We start from the raw sequence: 17,047 nt of genomic DNA, 5'->3' as shown, positions 1-17,047 counted from the left end.
GGCGTTTTTCTATGCGTATTGGCCATGGCTACGATGTGCACCGTTTCACCGACGGTGATTTCATTACCTTGGGTGGGGTGCGTATCCCTCACAAATACGGCCTGTTGGCCCATTCCGACGGCGACGTGGTGTTGCACGCCTTGAGCGATGCACTGCTCGGTGCCGCAGCGTTAGGCGACATCGGCAAGCACTTCCCCGATACCGATCCGCAGTTCAAGGGCGCCGACAGCCGGGTGCTGCTGCGCCATGTCGTTGGCATCGTCCAGGCCAAGGGTTGGAAGGTCGGCAACATCGATGCCACCATCGTCGCCCAGGCGCCGAAGATGGCCCCGCATATCGAAACCATGCGCCAATTCATTGCCCAAGACCTGCAGGTTGAACTCGACCAGGTCAACGTCAAGGCCACGACCACCGAGAAGCTCGGTTTCACCGGCCGTGAGGAGGGTATCGCCGTGCACGCGGTCGCCCTGTTGCTGCCAGCATGACCGAACTCGAACTGCTCGGCCCCCGGGCCTCTGGTGCGGCGCTGGGTAGCGCAGTGCTCAAGGCCGTGGCCGAAGACTTCCAGGTCGACGAAGTGCTCGACATTCCGTTGTCTGGCCAGGGTGAGCACTTGTGGCTGTGGGTCGAGAAGCGTGACCTGAACACCGAGGAAGCCGCTCGCCGTCTGGCGCGCGCCGCTGGCGTGCCAGTACGTTCGATCAGTTATGCCGGTCTCAAGGATCGCCAGGCCCTGACACGCCAGTGGTTCAGCCTGCATCTGCCGGGCAAGGCCGACCCCGACCTGACGCGCGCCGAAGACGACACCCTGCGTATCCTCAAGCAGGTGCGCCACCAGCGCAAACTGCAACGCGGCGCCCACTCGGCCAACGGTTTTACCCTGCGCCTGACTGCCCTGGCAGCTGATCACGCGGCGCTGGATGTGCGTCTGCAGCAGCTCAAGGCTCAAGGGGTGCCCAACTACTTCGGCAGCCAACGCTTCGGCCATGCGGGCGGCAACGTGCATGATGCGCAGCAGTGGGCTGCGCGTGCTGCCCTGCCTGAGCAGCGCAATGTCCGCTCACGTCTGCTTTCAGCTGGGCGTAGCTACCTGTTCAACCAAGTGCTGGCCGCGCGGGTCGCCGATGGCAGCTGGCAGCAGGCACAGGTTGGCGATCTGCTGGCCTTCACCGACAGTCGTAGCTTCTTTCCTGCGGGTGAGGCTGAATGTTCCGATCCGCGCTTGGCCATTCTCGACCTGCATCCGACCGGCCCGATGTGGGGCGAAGGCGCCTCGCCCGCCGGCGGTGCGACCGCCGAGCTGGAGTCGAGCATCGCTGAACGGCATGCCGATCTGTGCAATTGGCTGGCACGAGCGGGCATGAGTCACGAACGGCGCATCCTGCGGCTCCCTATTGGCGGCCTGACGTGGCATTATCCCGAGCCTGATATCCTGCAACTGGAATTCGTCCTGCCGGCCGGATGCTTCGCCACCGTGGTGGTGCGCGAGCTTGTCGATCTGGTGCCGGTAGGGCAGACGGACAGCCCATGCGTATTCTGATTTCCAATGATGATGGTGTTACCGCACCCGGCCTTGCCGCGCTGCATGCTGCGCTGGCCGATTATGCCGAGTGCGTGGTGATCGCCCCGGATCAAGACAAAAGCGGCGCCAGCAGTTCGCTGACGCTGGACCGCCCGCTGCACCCACAGGTGCTGGCCAACGGTTTTATCAGCCTTAATGGCACGCCGACCGATTGTGTGCACTTGGGGCTCAACGGCCTGCTGCCGCAGACGCCTGACATGGTCGTCTCGGGTATCAACCTGGGCGCGAACCTGGGCGATGACGTGTTGTACTCAGGTACAGTTGCTGCGGCCCTTGAGGGGCGCTTCCTGGGGGGCACTTCGCTGGCGTTCTCGCTGCTGTCGCGCGCGCCAGACAATCTGCCGACTGCGGCCTACATCGCCCGGCGCCTGGTCGAGGCGCAGTCGCGTCTGCAACTGCCAGCACGCACCGTTCTCAATATCAATATCCCGAATTTGCCGCTGGAGCACATCCGTGGCATCCAGCTCACCCGCCTCGGGCATCGAGCGCGGGCGGCGGCACCGACCAAGGTGGTCAATCCGCGCGGCAAGGAAGGCTACTGGATAGCCGTGGCCGGTGACGCCGAAGACGGCGGGCCGGGGACAGACTTCCATGCGGTGATGCAAGGCTATGTGTCGATCACCCCATTGCAGCTTGACCGCACCTTCAACGATGCCTTCGAGCAGCTCGATGGCTGGCTGGAGGGCGTGCTCTGATGCGCGAACAAGACGATCTGCTGCGCCGCGGTATCGGCATGACCTCCCAGCGTACCCGGGAGCGGTTGATCCAGCGCTTGTGCGAGGAGGGCGTCTCGAACCCCAAGGTGCTCGAGGCCATTCGCCGTACGCCGCGTCACTTGTTCGTCGATGAAGCGCTCGCCCATCGGGCCTACGAGGACACCGCGCTGCCGATCGGGCATAACCAGACCATCTCCCAACCCTTCATGGTTGCGCACATGAGTGAGCTGCTGCTGGAGGCGGGGCCTCTGGACAAGGTGCTGGAGATCGGAACTGGCTCGGGCTACCAGACCGCGATCCTGGCGCAGCTGGTGGAGCGCGTGTTCTCGGTGGAGCGGATCAAGGTTCTGCAAGACCGGGCCAAGGAGCGCCTGCTTGAGCTCAACCTGCGCAACGTGGTGTTCCGCTGGGGCGACGGTTGCGACGGCTGGCAGGCGCTGGCGCCGTATAACGGCATCATCGTCACCGCGGTTGCACCTGAGGTACCCCAGGCGTTGCTCGATCAGCTGGCGCCCGGTGGACGCTTGGTGATCCCGGTGGGGCCGGCAGGGGAGACCCAGCAACTGATGCTGATCGTGCGCGAGGAGCATGGCTTCTCCCGACGGGTGCTCGGTGCGGTGCGCTTCGTGCCCCTGCTCAATGGCCCGCTTGCTTGATCCACAACGAATATTTACCGCGCTGACGAATTCTTGCCGCGTGGCTGTGTCTATCTGGCGGGGTGTCCGTAAGTCCTGAAGCGGCGTCGGATCTTTCTCCAGCCCACCCAATGGCCGTGGGCTCGGTTATAATTGAAACAATATTGCATTTCGTTTCGTCATATCGGTTTTCGGCACCATGAGGGGAGCGCGGGTGGGTCACACAATCAGTCTGCAGCGCAAGGATCGGTCGGGTTTCAAGCTCCTGCTGGTTGCACTGGCCATGGGCACCCTGCTGGCGGGCTGTTCCAGCACCGGCTCGAGCGGCGCGCGGGTGGTCGACCGCAACAACGCGGCGCCCAAGCGCCCGACCGTGACGTCGGGGCAGTACATCGTCAAACCGGGCGACACGCTGTTCTCGATCGCCTTCCGCTACGGTTGGGACTACAAGGAGCTGGCCGCACGCAACAATATCAGTGCGCCGTATACCATCCGCCCGGGGCAACCGATTCGTTTCAGCAGTGGTTCGACCGGTAGTACCACAGTGGTCTCCAGCCCTTCTTCGTCGAGCAAGACCACGGTCATCCGGCGCCCGGTTGGGACCACCACAACGCCACCCGCGAGCAGCGGTAAACCCGTTGTAACAACCCCGGCAACCACCACACCAGTGGTCACCACAGTGCCTGCCGCAGAGCGTACAGCCGGTGGTTGGACCTGGCCGGCCAACGGCGTGCTGATTGGAAAATTCGCTTCAAACGGTAGTTTGAATAAAGGCATTGATATCGCCGGTGATTTGGGACAGCCTGTTTTTGCTGCGTCTGGTGGTGCAGTGGTCTACGCCGGGAGTGGCTTGAGGGGCTACGGCGAACTGATCATCATCAAGCACAGCGATACCTACGTCAGTGCCTACGGTCATAACCGCAGGCTTTTGGTTCGGGAGGGGCAGCAGGTCAAGGCAGGGCAGGCTATCGCTGAAATGGGGTCTACGGGCACTGATCGGGTTAAGCTGCATTTTGAAATTCGCCGCCAGGGCAAACCCGTCGATCCGCTCCAGTTCTTGCCACGTCGTTGATCGTTGTACCCGGCCTGTTCCTTGGATGTAGAGGGGACAGGCTCCAGCGCTGCCAGGGAATCAGGTGTCGCTAGAGTCTGAGTTCGAACTCAGCAAAGGACTATAACAATGGCTCTCAGTAAAGAAGTGCCGGAGTTTGACATCGACGATGACCTCCTCCTGATGGAGACGGGCATCGTTTTGGAAACGGATGTGGTGTCAGACGAACCTGCTGTACCTTCGGTTCGGACCAAGGCCAAACAGGCCTCGTCGCTCAAGCAACACAAGTACATCGATTACAGCCGGGCGCTTGATGCTACCCAGCTGTACCTGAACGAGATCGGCTTCTCGCCGCTGCTCTCCCCCGAAGAGGAAGTGCACTTCGCACGCCTCTCGCAAAAAGGCGACCCTGCCGGTCGCAAACGCATGATCGAGAGCAACCTGCGCTTGGTCGTGAAAATCGCCCGCCGTTATGTGAATCGTGGCTTGTCGTTGCTCGACCTGATCGAGGAAGGCAACCTGGGCTTGATTCGCGCCGTGGAGAAATTCGATCCGGAACGTGGTTTCCGTTTCTCCACCTACGCGACCTGGTGGATCCGCCAGACCATCGAACGGGCGATCATGAACCAGACCCGCACCATTCGCCTGCCAATCCACGTGGTCAAGGAGCTCAACGTTTACCTGCGTGCTGCGCGGGAGCTGACGCAAAAGCTCGATCACGAGCCGTCCCCGGAAGAAATCGCCACCCTGCTGGAGAAGCCGGTCGCTGAGGTCAAGCGTATGCTTGGGCTTAACGAGCGGGTGTCGTCGGTGGACGTTTCACTGGGGCCGGATTCGGATAAGACGCTGCTCGATACCCTGACGGATGATCGACCTACCGACCCGTGTGAGTTGCTGCAGGATGATGACCTGTCGCAGAGCATTGACCAGTGGCTGGGAGAGTTGACCGACAAGCAGCGTGAGGTTGTGGTACGTCGGTTTGGGCTGCGGGGGCATGAGAGCAGTACGCTGGAGGATGTGGGCTTGGAGATTGGCCTGACTCGGGAGCGAGTGCGGCAGATTCAGGTCGAAGGCCTGAAGCGGCTGCGTGAGATTCTTGAGAAGAATGGGCTGTCTAGTGAGTCGTTGTTTCAGTAAGTAGTGTTTTTTGGTTTTACGGTTTGTTCGCTAAGCGCCCCGATAATCTCGGGGCGTTTTGTTTTGCGGGGAGTTTGAGTTTCTTGAGTTCTTGAATCGGGAGCTTATCCATTCTTTGTGGCGACGCCACTGGCCCCTTCCGCCTTTACGGCGGCTTACTTTTCTCTTGGGAAAAGTAAGCAAAACCGCCTGCTCCTGCATCCGGCCCTACGCTGCGCTTCGGGTCCCCTCACTCCGGGCTTGCTCCCGGGAGGGCCGCGCTGTACGGCCCCTCCTGGGCCGCAGCGCTTGACGGCCATCCATGGCCGTCACCTCCCTTCGCAAGCCCTCCGCTCGGCCTACTGACGTCGCGATGTTAGTGGCGGCGCCTGGGCTGGCGTTATCTGGCGATAGTGGCATCTGCGCTGGATACTCCGGCCTCTTCGCGGGCAAGCCCGCTCCCACAGGTAGCGCACTGTTCTCCCGGCTGGCGGTGAGCCTGTGGAAGCGGGCTTGCCCGCGAAGAGGCCTGAACAAACAACACAAAATAAAAATTCGATACTTGGCTTTGGCTTTGGCTTTGGCTTTGGTTTCTGCGAGAGCGTAGCGATGCGCCTGCTTTTGATCTTAGTGCGCGCAGGTTCAGACGCTACAGATTCGCGACGTCAGGAGGCCGAGCGGAGGGTTTGCGGAGTGAGGTGACGGCCATGGATGGCCGTCAAGCGCTGCGGCCCAGGAGGGGCCGTACAGCGCGGTCCTCACGGGAGCAAGCCCGCAGCGAGGGAACCCGAAGCGCAGCGTAGGGCCGGATGCAGGAGCGAGCGGTTTTGCTTACTTTTCCCAAGAGAAAAGTAAGCCGCCGTAAAGGCGGAAGGGGCCAGTGGCATCGCCACAAACAATGGATAAGCCCGCAATACCAAAGCCCAAAGCCCCCAAAGCATCCCCATTTGCAAGTAAAGGAATGTGTCGACTGCTACCCCAGTTGCATCCCGTGTAAGAAATTGCTCACACATGCTGTAAGTCATCGACCTACGGGTCAGTAAATCATTGTCCTTTTCAAACCTATCCGTTTCCTAACCAATTGAAAGTTAATGATTTATTAAATATGAAGAAGTGTTTCCGTAGTAACGTTTTGAAAGCTGCCACGCTTGTCTCCCAAAATGAAATCGCTAGTATTCGAACTGTGCCGACGGACAGGCACAGGCCCTCAGGAAGAAGGCCAAGGACATCGCAGGAAAGCGATTCATCAGGACGATGTTTGGGACAAACAGGGACTACGGAAAAAATGTGGGCGGGTCAAACCGCCCCTTTTTTTTGCCTGCCGTTCAGTGCCAGAGCAATCCTCACCCAGCTTCCAGAAAACGCCCAAGCTCAGCCTTGGGCGTTTTCGTTGCTGATCAAATCCCAGGCAATAAAAAAGGCGGCCCTAAGGCCACCTTCCTTGAACCGAAACGCCAAGCGTATCAGCGTTCCAGATCAGCAATCTTACCGGTCTTGCCATCCCACTCTTCAGCATCCGGCAGCGCGTCTTTCTTCTCGGTGATGTTCGGCCAGATCTCCGCCAGTTCGGCGTTGATCTCGATGAAGTTCTCCATGCCCGCAGGCACTTCGTCTTCCGAGAAAATGGCTTGAGCCGGGCACTCTGGCTCGCACAGTGCACAGTCGATGCACTCGTCCGGGTGGATGACCAGGAAGTTCGGGCCTTCATAGAAGCAGTCCACCGGACAGACTTCAACACAGTCGGTGTACTTGCACTTGATGCAGTTGTCGGTGACGACGAAGGTCATTTCTAATTTTCTCCTCAGGCAACGGCAGCGTGCCCTTCCTTGCAGGGCAGCGCGGTTCACAGGTATGTGGCTGCAGGCCAGGCTAATAACCTGCAGCACCAGCAAACCGCGCGGGATTCTACCAGCTTGCGCAGGCGGCCGTTATAACAGGTTCTTCAGTTGATATAGCATTTCGATAGCTTGGCGCGGCGTCATGTCGTCCAAGTCCAGCTTGCCCAGCTTCTCGATGACTGGGTGAGGCAGGCTGGCGAACAGATCGCTTTGGTGCGGCGCTTGCGGCTCGCCCTTGGCGGCCTTGGTCACCGGCGCCTCATGCGGCAGGCTGGTCGTTTCCAGGCGGCCCAGGTGCTCGCGGGCACGCTGGATCACTGGCGCCGGGACACCGGCCAGCTGCGCCACGGCCAGGCCGTAGCTCTGGCTGGCAGGGCCAGGCAGCACATGGTGCAGGAACACGATGCGCTCATTGTGCTCAGTGGCGTTCAGGTGCACGTTGGCCACCAGCGGCTCATTCTCCGGCAGTACGGTCAGCTCGAAGTAGTGCGTGGCGAACAGCGTATAGGCACGCAGCTGCGCCAGGCGCTCGGCAGCGGCCCAGGCCAGCGACAGGCCATCGAAGGTACTGGTGCCGCGACCGACTTCATCCATCAGCACCAGGCTGCGGTCGGTGGCGTTATGCAGAATGTTGGCGGTTTCGCTCATTTCGACCATGAACGTCGAGCGCCCGCCGGCCAGGTCGTCGCTGGAGCCGATACGGGTGAAGATGCGATCGACCAGCGACAGCTCGCAGCGCGCCGCCGGGACGAAGCTGCCGATGTGCGCCATCAGCACGATCAGCGCGGTCTGACGCATGTAGGTCGATTTACCGCCCATGTTCGGGCCGGTGATGATCAGCATCCGCGTGCCATTGTCCAGGCCCAGGTCGTTGGCCACGAACGGGGTGGTCAAGACTTGCTCGACCACTGGGTGGCGGCCTTGCTCGATGCGCAGGCATGGCTCGTCGACGAAGCTTGGGCAGTTCAGGTCCAGCGTCAGGGCGCGCTCGGCCAGGTTGCTCAAGACGTCCAGCTCGGCCAGTGCCGCGGCGCTGTCCTGCAACGGCGCCAGGTGGCCGATCAGGGTTTCCATCAGCGCATCGTAGAGCATCTTCTCGCGCGCCAGGGCACGGCTCTTGGCCGACAGTGCCTTGTCTTCAAACGCTTTGAGCTCTGGGGTGATGAAGCGCTCGGCGCCCTTGAGGGTCTGGCGGCGAATGTAGTCCCCAGGGGCTTGCTCGGCCTGCTTGGTCGGCAGTTCGATGAAGTAGCCGTGCACGCGGTTGTAGCCGACCTTGAGGTTGGCCAGGCCCGTGCGGGCTTTCTCACGTGCTTCCAGGTCGATCAGGAACTGGCCGGCGTTCTCGCTCATGGCCAACAGCTCATCAAGTTCGCTGTCATAGCCGGTCTTGAGCACGCCACCGTCACGGATCACCGCTGGCGGATTGTCGACGATCGCTCGTTCCAGCAGGCTGGCAAGTTCCGGGTAGGTGCCAGTAATCGCGGCCAGGCGGGCCAGGTGCGGCGCCTCCAACTCTGCCATGGCGTTTTGCAGCTCGGGCAAGGCGCCAAGGGCATCGCGCAGGCGGGCAAGGTCACGAGGACGCGCGTTGCGCAGGCCGATCCGGGCGAGGATCCGTTCCAGGTCACCGATTTCCTTGAGCTGCGGCTGCAGTTTCTCGTAGCGGTAGCCATCGAGCAGGCAACGGATCGAATCCTGACGCGCCTGCAGCACTTTCAGGTCGCGTAGCGGGCGGTTCAGCCAGCGGCTCAGCAAACGGCTGGCCATGGCGGTCTGGCAGCGGTCGATGACCGACTGCAGGGTGTTGTCGCGACCACCGGCCAGGTTGATGTCCAGTTCCAGGTTACGCCGGCTGGCACCGTCGAGCACGACCGTGTCGTCCATGCGCTCGTGGCGCAGGCTGCGCAGATGGGGCAGGGTGGTGCGCTGGGTTTCCTTGGCGTAGGTCAGCAGGCAGCCAGCCGCGCCAATGGCCAGGGTCAGCTTGTCGCAGCCAAAGCCTTTGAGGTCCTTGGTCGCGAACTGCTGGCAGAGGCTTTTGCGTGCCGAATCACGGTCGAAGTCCCACGGTGCACGACGGCGGCAGCCTGGGCGCTTCTCGGCCGGCAGATCGCGCGGCCAGTCATCGGGGATCAGCAGCTCGACCGGGTTGATCCGCTCAAGTTCGGCCAGCAGGTTTTCCCAGCCTTTGATCTCCTGCACGGTGAAGTTGCCGCTGGTGATGTCCAGCACCGCCAGGCCGAACAGTCGCTCGTCACCGAGCAAGGCAGCGATCAGGTTGTCGCGGCGCTCGTCGAGCAGTGCTTCGTCACTCACCGTACCCGGGGTGATGATGCGCACTACCTGACGCTCGACTGGGCCTTTGCTGGTAGCCGGATCGCCGATCTGCTCGCAGATCACCACCGACTCGCCGAGCTTGACCAGCTTGGCCAGGTAACCTTCCGCCGAATGGAATGGGATCCCGCACATCGGAATCGACTGGCCGGCCGACTGACCGCGTGCGGTCAGGGTGATGTCCAGCAGTTTGGCGGCTTTCTTCGCGTCTTCGTAGAAGATCTCGTAGAAATCGCCCATGCGGTAGAACATCAGCTGGTCCGGATGCTGATTCTTCAGCTTCCAGTACTGCTGCATCATCGGGGTGTGTGCGGAGAGATCAGACATTCGGGGCCTTACAGCGGGTGATTCGGTTGGCGATTTTCAAACCGGCAATGGTACAGGCTTTTTTCCAGCGCTGCAGGAGGTTGGGGTAGGGCAAATCTGCGCAGGCAATGATTAGCTGCGATGGCCATAGAGGTGCTGGAGCAGGAGCAGTTCGAACACCACCACTAGCGTGCACAGCATGATGAATCCCGGGCTGAATACCCGACGTGGATGGTTCGATGAGTAGTCATCGAAAACTTGTGGGCTGATCATCCAGCACACCAGAGTAACCAGAATCAATTTGATGGCGGTTCCTAGCCATCTATGCACTTTATGCATGTTCAACGCGGGCGCCCCTGTCTGCGTTTCAGCTCGGACGCGACGTTAGCGAGTGGCGAGGGAGGGATGCAAGTTTTTTGCCCATCAGCATCGATTGCATTTCAATTGCGCTGGCTGCATTATGCATGTTATGCAAAAACGCAACGTAGCCTCCGTACTCAGAACCTTGCTCGACCGCCACGGCCTGTCCCCGACGGAGCTGTACCGGCGCACGGGCGTTCCCCAATCCACCCTGTCGCGGATCCTCAGCGAGAAGATCGTCGATCCTTCGGACAAGCACGTGTCGAGGATCGCCGAGTATTTTGGCGTGAGCACCGATCAGTTGCGTGGCCGTGTCGAGCTGGGCGAGTCGCGTGAAGCGGCGCAACCGGCCCATGGGCATGCCGAGCTCAGTGACATCAGCCTGTGGGACGATGAAACCCCCGTCGAGGATGACGAGGTGTCGGTACCTTTTCTTCGTGAGGTCGAATTGGCAGCAGGATCAGGAAGATTCGTCATCGAGGAGAGCGAGCGCGCGCGCCTGCGTTTCGGCAAGCGCAGCCTGCGCCACAATGGCGTGCAGTTCGACAATGCCAAGTGCGTGACAGTGCGCGGCAACAGCATGCTGCCAGTGCTTCGCGATGGCGCCACGGTGGGGGTCAATACTGGCAAGTGCTCGATCGGTGACATCGTCGACGGCGACCTTTATGCCATCAACCATAACGGCCAATTGCGGGTGAAGCAGGTCTACCGCCTGCCCACCGGGATTCGGCTGCGCAGCTTCAACCGCGATGAGCATCCCGACGAAGACTACAGCTTCCAGCAAATGCAGGAGGAGCAGATCAGCCTGCTCGGCCATGTGTTCTGGTGGGGTATGTACGCCCGCTAAATAACCTGCTCGACAGAAAACCCGCCTCGGCGGGTTTTTTTTCGCCTTGTGAAAACTCCTACAACCTGCGCGGCGCATAGCTTGAATGCATATCAGCAATTTCCCATGCATAGAAATTTGAAGAAATGCATTGACTGCATATGCATCAATGCATAACCTGTGTCTCAAGCCGGTCAGCAACCGGTTGTTACACAGGCAGCGATGAACAGGCCTCAACTGTTCAGAGGGTTGGCAACTGGCCCGGGTGTGCAGCGTAAAGCACCACGAACAGTTATCCGGCGGGCAGGCGGCCGCGGTCGGAGTCACCAATTTGAAGCGTAACCGTGCGGCGTCACCAGTCGTGGCCGGCGGTTTGCCAACGCATTACTGAAAAGCCTGGCGGGCCGGGCTTTTTGGAATGCCGCGATCAACGGTAATCGATCCGCCGGCAGTTGCCGGCGGGCATCACACAGGAGACAGGACAGTGACGAACGAGCAACAAGCGTTGCTGGAGATGCCGCTCTGGCTGGTAATCGTCCTGGCATTGCTGGGGGGTATTTCTGGCGAAATGTGGCGCGCCGACAAAGCTGGCGCCCGCGGCTGGTCGCTGGTGCGGCGGCTGGCGCTGCGCTCTGGGGCATGCATGGTATGTGGGGTATCCACCGTGATGCTGCTGTATGCCACCGGCATGTCGATCTGGACGGCTAGCGCCTTTGGCTGCTTGACCGCCATGGCCGGCGCCGATGTCGCCATCGGCCTTTACGAGCGCTGGGCAGCGAAGCGACTTGGGCTGCGCGACGCATCCCCCACGGACGAGCGGTAGGAGCGCATGGCATGAGCGAATTGACCACTTTATATGCGGCGTTGACCGCCACGATCCGTGAGGCGATGCCCGAGCTGGCGTCAGTCGATGCACATTCAACCCTAGGCAATAACCCCGCTTTGCCGGCGCTGCGCCATGGCATCGTGCGCATGACAGCTGACGCTGCGCCGCGCGATGGACGCTCGGTGCTGATCGCCAGTTTCGAGGCTGACATTACCGCCGACACCCTCAACCCTGAGGCTCGCCTGCAAGGCAGCCTGCTGGCGGCGCAATTGATGGACCTGTTGCGCCAACAGTTCTGGGGGCTGGATTTCGTCGAAGCCAGCCGCAATGTGCAAGCACAGTTCGAAGCGGGCGATTGGAAAGTGCGCTGGGATCAGCCGGTGCTGCTCGGCGAGCCCCAATGGCCCTGGCCAGATCAGCCCGCAGGTAGCTTGCTGCTGGGCATCGATCCAGATACCGGGCCTGGTAATCAGAGCCGCTATTTCGCCCCGGAGGACCTGGCATGAGTTACGCCAGTGCCATGCACGATCGCATGCTTGCCAGCTTGCTGATCCCATGCCGGGTAGTAGCGGTCGACCTGGCGGCAGCGCGAGTGCGGGTTGCCGACGGCAGTGGCTGGACCAGCGCTTGGCTGCGCTGGCATTCCCTCGCCGCCGGCAAGGCTAGGCATTGGCGGGCGCCGAGCCTGGGCGAGCAGGGCGTACTGGTCAGCCCCAGCGGGGAGCCGGCCCAGGGTACCTTCGTGCCAGGCCTGTATGGCAATGCCGGCAGCGCGCCGGATAACCGCGATCACGTCGCGGCGTGGTATTTCGACGATGGCGGCTCGCTGGCCTATGACTGGCAAGCACGTCGCTACGACATCCACCTGCCCAGTGGTAACGCCACGGTCACAGTCGGCGCCAGCACCGTACAGGTCAGCGATGGCGCCATCACGCTCGATGCCGCAGCCATCACCCTCACCGGTAGCGTCGCGATCAACGGCCCGCTGCAGGTTAGCGGCGATATCCACGGCGGCGGCCGGATCATCGATACGGCCGGGAATACGGCCAATCACAAACATTGAACGAAGCCCGCTGCTGCGGGCTTTTTCATATCAGGAGGCAACTATGAAACTCCATCAGCATGCGCCTGCCCGTGCAGGCTGGTCCGCCGCAGGAGGTGCCCCATGATCGGCATGGATCGCCGCAGCGGCCAGCCCTTGGCCGGCATCGCTCATCTTCGCCAATCGATCGACGACATTCTCACCACGCCGCTTGGCAGCCGCCGCATGCGCCCCGAATACGGCAGCCAACTGCGTCGCTATGTCGACATGCCGGTCAACGAAGGCTGGAAGAGCGCCGTGCAAGCCGAGGTCGCTCGCGCCCTGGGCCGCTGGGAACCGCGCCTGAAGCTTGAGCGGGTCAAGGTGGTAGCGATACTCGATGGCCAGGTCAGCCTGCTCCTGAGTGGCCGCTACCTGGGCGACGAAGCCCTGCTGGAGGTGAGCGTATGAGCCAGGTAGACCTCTCCCGCTTGCCCGCACCGCAGCTACTCGAAGACCTTAACTATGAAGACCTTTACCAAGCCGACCTGGAGACCTTCCGCGCCCACCTGGGGGATGACTGGACGGCGCAACTCGAAAGCGATCCGGTCACCAAGCTGTTGGAGGTCGGCGCTTATCGCAAACTGCTCAACCGGGCGCGTATCAACGATGCGGCCAAGGCGTTGTTGCTGGCCTATGCGCAGGGCAGTGATCTGGACCAGCTGGCCGCTAATGTCAGTTTGCAGCGCCTGGTGATCCAGGCGGCAGATCCGACACGTGTGCCGCCTGTAGAGGCGCAGCTTGAGTCCGACGATGCCCTGCGCGAGCGGGTGCAATTGGTCTACGAAGGGCTGACCACGGCAGGGCCGCGCAACAGCTACATCCTGCATGCCCGCAACGCGTCGGGGCTGGTCGCTGACGCGACCGCCGAGAGCCCGTCGCCGGCTGTCGTCGATGTCACGGTGCTGAGCCTGGATGGCAACGGTGTCGCCAGCCCTGAATTGCTGGCAGATGTTGCGGCCTACTTGAACGACGAGGACATTCGTCCCGTGGCTGACCGGGTCAATGTGCGCAGCGCCGAGGTGCTGGCGTATCGCATCGATGCATTGCTGTACATGGCTGACAACGGCCCGGAGTCAGAGGCGATCCTTGCCGAATGCCAGCGCCGCTTGCAGGCCTGGATCAACCCACGACGACGCCTGGGCTTGGAAGTTGCCCGCTCCGGTATCGATGCCCAGTTGCATATCGGCGGTGTCAGCCGGGTCGAACTGGGCAACTGGACCGACATCCGTCCGAGCAAGGCCCAGGCGGCCTGGTGCACGGGTTTTTCACTCAAGCGCGGAGGCTGACATGCATAGCCTTCTACCGCTCAATCGTACGCCCCTGGAGCGGGCCATCGAGGTGGCCGGGGATGAAGACCTCAAGGTCGACCTGCGTTTGCTCTACAACCCCGACAACTGCCCATCACACCTGCTCTATCAGCTGGCCTGGGCGTGGTCGGTCGACCGCTGGGACGATAGCTGGAGCGACACCATCAAGCGTTCGGTGATCCGCTCGGCGTTCTTCGTCCACGCCCACAAAGGCACCCTCGGCGCACTCAGGCGGGTGGTCGAGCCATTCGGCTATCTGATCGAGGTAGAGGAGTGGTGGCAGGCCGAACCCGCAGCAGTGCCCGGAACCTTCGCCTTGAAGATCGGCGTGTCCGACGCAGGCATCAACGAACAAACCTATCAGCAGCTGTCGTCGCTGATCGATGACGCCAGGCCCGTCAGTCGACATTTGACCGGCCTGGTCATCAGCCTCGAAAGCCGCGGCGCTTTTCATGTCGGCTGCGCATGCCAAGAAGGCGACGAGCTGGACATCTACCCCTTGGCGGCACGTGACATAGACGTTATCGGCGTCATCGGTCGCGGTGGCCGCGAACATTCAATCGATACCTTGGACATTGCACATGGTTGACCAGAATTCACAGTTCTACGCCATTCTCACCAACGTGGGGGCGGCGAAGCAGGCCAACGCGGATGCCTTGGGCATCGCGTGGAAAATCACCCAGATGGGCGTCGGCGACGCCAACGGCACCGATCCGACGCCAAGTGCCAACCAGACCAAGCTGCTCAACGAATGGCGCCGGGCGCCGCTGAACCAGCTCAAGGTCGACGACAAGAACAGCGCCATCATCATCGCCGAGCAGGTTATTCCTGCCGATGTCGGTGGCCGCTGGATCCGCGAGATCGCGCTGTATGACGCCGATGGCGACATGATCGCAGTGGCCAATTGCGCACCGACTTTCAAGCCGCTGTTGAGCCAGGGATCGGGTCGTACCCAGATCGTGAGGATGAACTTGGTCGTCAGCAGTGCCAGCAATGTGCAACTGAAAATTGATCCCAGCGTGGTGCTGGCCACCCGTGAATGGGTGACAGAAGAGTTGGCCAGGCAGGACTTCAAGCATTCGGTGCTGGCTGCGACCACTGCGGCTATTACCTTAAGCGGATTGCAGGGTATCGACGGGGTTGCGCTGCCAGCTGGCGCGCGGGTTCTGGTGAAGAACCAGGCTGCCGCGAAGGACAATGGCCTGTACCTCGCCGCTAGCGGCGCCTGGACACGCTGCAGCGATGCTGACAGTTCCACCAAGGTCACTCCGGGGCTACTGGTGCATGTCGAACAAGGCAGCGTCAATGGCGATAGCGCTTGGCAACTGGTAACTGACGGCCTTATTTCCGTAGGCGTAACCGCGCTGGCCTTCGAAATGGCCTATGGCCGTACTGGCGTTATCGCTGGGACATACCGCAGTGTTACGGTCGATCCTTTTGGGCGAGTCACCGCCTCGAGCAACCCAACGACCGTTGCGGGCTATGGGCTTATTGATGTCTATACCAAGGCGCAGATTGACCAACTGCTGACGATGAAAGCTAGTTTGGCATCGCCGGCCTTGACGGGTACTCCGACCGCACCCACGGCCAGCGCTGGCACCAACACCACACAGTTAGCGACTACAGCATTCGTGCGCAGTGCAATCACCGCGCTGGTGGGGGCGTCACCCGCAGCGCTGGACACGCTTAATGAGCTCGCCCTGGCACTGGGCAATGATCCCAACTTTTCTGCGACCATTACGGCTGCTTTGTCTACTAAGGCACCATTGGCATCACCGGCGTTGACTGGGGTTCCGACGGGGCCGACGGCGGCGGCAGGGACAAGTAATACCCAGCTCGCCACCACTGCGTTCGTTCAAGCGAACGGTTTGCCGGTGGGAAGTGTCATCCATGTCTGTGCTAGCACACCTCCAGCGGGATTCATGAAGGCCAATGGCATCGCTGTCAGCCGCTCTACTTACGCCGCGTTGTTTGCCGTCATCGGCACGACGTTTGGTGCAGGTAACGGCAGCAGCACATTCAATTTGCCAGACCTACGTGGGGAGTTTGTCCGCGGTCTTGATGACGGGCGGAATCTGGATGCGAGTCGAGTGTTGGGATCTGTACAGGCTGGGCAGAACCTCAGCCACACCCACGCGGCTACAGCAACTTCAGCTGGCGCGCATATTCATCCCATTACAGCTACGGCGTCCAGCGCTGGAGGCCACGCGCATACCTTTACGTTGAACAAGCAGGGATCCAGTGCTGATCATCGAGTGCTCGATATGCCTCCAGGGCGCACCAGCAGCGAGGGTACGGCGAAAGTCTCTACCGACATCGCCGGTGAGCACACCCATGCCATTACCGCTGCTGCGGCTAGTGCTGGTGATCACACTCATACCGTGACCATCACTGCAAATGGTGGCAGTGAGGCGCGTCCGCGTAACGTTGCCCTGTTGGCGTGCATCAAGTTCTGAGGATAAATTCATGAATCCACCGAAGATTTATTACGCGCACTACGAAACCCTGGAATATGTAGGCGAGGGGCAGGCAGACCCGGATCCTTTAGATTCTGGTCAGTGGTTAGTACCTGCCTCTGCCTACCTTGATGCCCCGCCTGCGCAGCGAAAAGGTTATGCGATTGTGCGCACAGCTGACTTGTCAGCTTGGAAGTACATTGAAGACAACCGAGGCCAGGTCTATGACATTGCTACTGGCGTTATGCGCGAGTACTGGGTCGTCGGCCCGCTGCCAGCAGGCCTTACCGCTCAGCCCTACCCTGGGGAGCTTTTCACCTGGAATGGCGAAACTTGGGTATTGGATGAGGAGCGGCAAGCTCTACGTCTTACTGCGCGTGCTGTGCGCGATGAAAAGCTGGTTATCGCCGCCCTACGAATCCCTCCGTTACAGGATGCAGTGGACCTCTGTCTGGCTGCCGAGGACGAGCTTGCCCAGTTGCTGGCATGGAAACGTTATCGGGTTGCCCTCTCAAGGATTGAGCTGCAGCGAGGATTCCCGGAAACCATCGATTGGCCTGTCAGTCCCTAACAGAAGAATGTCGTTCAGTAACGCCCCGCATCGACG

18 protein-coding genes are annotated in these 17,047 nt (G+C 61.0%); 15 read left to right on the top strand and 3 right to left on the bottom strand.

What is annotated here, in order from left to right; all coding sequences use genetic code 11:
• Positions 1–11: 11 nt before the first annotated feature.
• From ispF to rpoS, 6 genes are all read left to right on the top strand, one after another.
• A complete protein-coding gene (ispF, locus tag AAZU54_RS04390; RefSeq protein WP_186555413.1) occupies positions 12–485 on the top strand; it encodes a 2-C-methyl-D-erythritol 2,4-cyclodiphosphate synthase in 474 nt (157 codons plus the stop codon).
• A complete protein-coding gene (gene truD, locus AAZU54_RS04385) occupies positions 482–1,540 on the top strand; it encodes a tRNA pseudouridine(13) synthase TruD (protein ID WP_392465878.1) in 1,059 nt (352 codons plus the stop codon). The genes ispF and truD overlap by 4 nt, the downstream gene beginning before the upstream one ends.
• Positions 1,528–2,277 carry a 5'/3'-nucleotidase SurE gene (gene surE / locus AAZU54_RS04380; protein WP_186555411.1) on the top strand — a complete coding sequence of 250 codons (750 nt, stop codon included), beginning with the start codon at positions 1,528–1,530 and terminating at the stop codon, positions 2,275–2,277. The genes truD and surE overlap by 13 nt, the downstream gene beginning before the upstream one ends.
• A 38-nt stretch (positions 2,278–2,315) precedes the next feature.
• On the top strand, positions 2,316–2,954 hold the full coding sequence (locus AAZU54_RS04375; RefSeq protein WP_186555484.1) for a protein-L-isoaspartate(D-aspartate) O-methyltransferase: 639 nt from the start codon (positions 2,316–2,318) through the stop codon (positions 2,952–2,954).
• Between the two features lie 193 nt (positions 2,955–3,147).
• A complete protein-coding gene (locus tag AAZU54_RS04370) occupies positions 3,148–4,005 on the top strand; it encodes a peptidoglycan DD-metalloendopeptidase family protein (protein WP_186555410.1) in 858 nt (285 codons plus the stop codon).
• Positions 4,006–4,113: 108 nt separating this feature from the next.
• Entirely contained in the window at positions 4,114–5,121 is a 1,008-nt protein-coding gene (gene rpoS / locus AAZU54_RS04365; RefSeq protein WP_186555409.1) for an RNA polymerase sigma factor RpoS, read from the top strand.
• A gap of 1,442 nt (positions 5,122–6,563) precedes the next feature.
• On the opposite strand, the gene fdxA is transcribed toward rpoS, so the two are convergent.
• From fdxA to AAZU54_RS04350, 3 genes are all read right to left on the bottom strand, one after another.
• Positions 6,564–6,887, bottom strand: coding sequence for a ferredoxin FdxA (gene fdxA, locus AAZU54_RS04360; RefSeq protein ID WP_186555408.1), 324 nt, complete (start codon positions 6,885–6,887; stop codon positions 6,564–6,566).
• 141 nt (positions 6,888–7,028) lie between these two features.
• Entirely contained in the window at positions 7,029–9,602 is a 2,574-nt protein-coding gene (gene mutS / locus AAZU54_RS04355) for a DNA mismatch repair protein MutS (RefSeq protein ID WP_434726649.1), read from the bottom strand.
• A 111-nt stretch (positions 9,603–9,713) separates the two neighbouring features.
• Positions 9,714–9,854 (bottom strand): hypothetical protein, encoded by a 141-nt coding sequence (locus tag AAZU54_RS04350; protein ID WP_186555406.1) that lies wholly within the window; start codon positions 9,852–9,854, stop codon positions 9,714–9,716.
• A 187-nt stretch (positions 9,855–10,041) separates the two neighbouring features.
• Here AAZU54_RS04350 and AAZU54_RS04345 point away from each other — a divergent pair, with 187 nt between their 5' ends.
• From AAZU54_RS04345 to AAZU54_RS04305, 9 genes are all read left to right on the top strand, one after another.
• The gene (locus AAZU54_RS04345) at positions 10,042–10,788 is read left to right on the top strand and encodes a LexA family transcriptional regulator (protein ID WP_186555405.1); all 747 of its coding nucleotides are present in this window, start codon (positions 10,042–10,044) and stop codon (positions 10,786–10,788) included.
• 463 nt (positions 10,789–11,251) lie between these two features.
• Positions 11,252–11,590 (top strand): phage holin family protein, encoded by a 339-nt coding sequence (locus tag AAZU54_RS04340; protein ID WP_186555404.1) that lies wholly within the window; start codon positions 11,252–11,254, stop codon positions 11,588–11,590.
• An 11-nt stretch (positions 11,591–11,601) separates the two neighbouring features.
• Positions 11,602–12,099, top strand: coding sequence for a hypothetical protein (locus AAZU54_RS04335; protein WP_405130248.1), 498 nt, complete (start codon positions 11,602–11,604; stop codon positions 12,097–12,099).
• A complete protein-coding gene (locus AAZU54_RS04330; RefSeq protein ID WP_434726648.1) occupies positions 12,096–12,656 on the top strand; it encodes a phage baseplate assembly protein V in 561 nt (186 codons plus the stop codon). The genes AAZU54_RS04335 and AAZU54_RS04330 overlap by 4 nt, the downstream gene beginning before the upstream one ends.
• 102 nt (positions 12,657–12,758) lie before the next feature.
• Positions 12,759–13,085: a GPW/gp25 family protein gene (locus AAZU54_RS04325; protein WP_434726647.1), complete on the top strand. Its 327-nt coding sequence runs from the start codon at positions 12,759–12,761 to the stop codon at positions 13,083–13,085.
• A complete protein-coding gene (locus AAZU54_RS04320) occupies positions 13,082–13,963 on the top strand; it encodes a baseplate assembly protein (RefSeq protein ID WP_434726646.1) in 882 nt (293 codons plus the stop codon). The genes AAZU54_RS04325 and AAZU54_RS04320 overlap by 4 nt, the downstream gene beginning before the upstream one ends.
• A gap of 1 nt (position 13,964) precedes the next feature.
• Positions 13,965–14,573 carry a phage tail protein I gene (locus tag AAZU54_RS04315; protein WP_434726645.1) on the top strand — a complete coding sequence of 203 codons (609 nt, stop codon included), beginning with the start codon at positions 13,965–13,967 and terminating at the stop codon, positions 14,571–14,573.
• Positions 14,566–16,440: a phage tail-collar fiber domain-containing protein gene (locus AAZU54_RS04310; RefSeq protein WP_434726644.1), complete on the top strand. Its 1,875-nt coding sequence runs from the start codon at positions 14,566–14,568 to the stop codon at positions 16,438–16,440. The genes AAZU54_RS04315 and AAZU54_RS04310 overlap by 8 nt, the downstream gene beginning before the upstream one ends.
• Before the next feature lie 10 nt (positions 16,441–16,450).
• Positions 16,451–17,011 carry a tail fiber assembly protein gene (locus AAZU54_RS04305; RefSeq protein ID WP_434726643.1) on the top strand — a complete coding sequence of 187 codons (561 nt, stop codon included), beginning with the start codon at positions 16,451–16,453 and terminating at the stop codon, positions 17,009–17,011.
• The last annotated feature ends 36 nt before the right edge of the window (positions 17,012–17,047 follow it).

Source organism: Pseudomonas sp. Je.1.5.c (assembly GCF_051129895.1).
Classification (GTDB): domain Bacteria; phylum Pseudomonadota; class Gammaproteobacteria; order Pseudomonadales; family Pseudomonadaceae; genus Aquipseudomonas; species Aquipseudomonas urmiensis.
The sequence above is the reverse complement of the archived record's forward strand: the minus strand, read 5'-3'. Positions and strand labels throughout refer to the sequence as shown.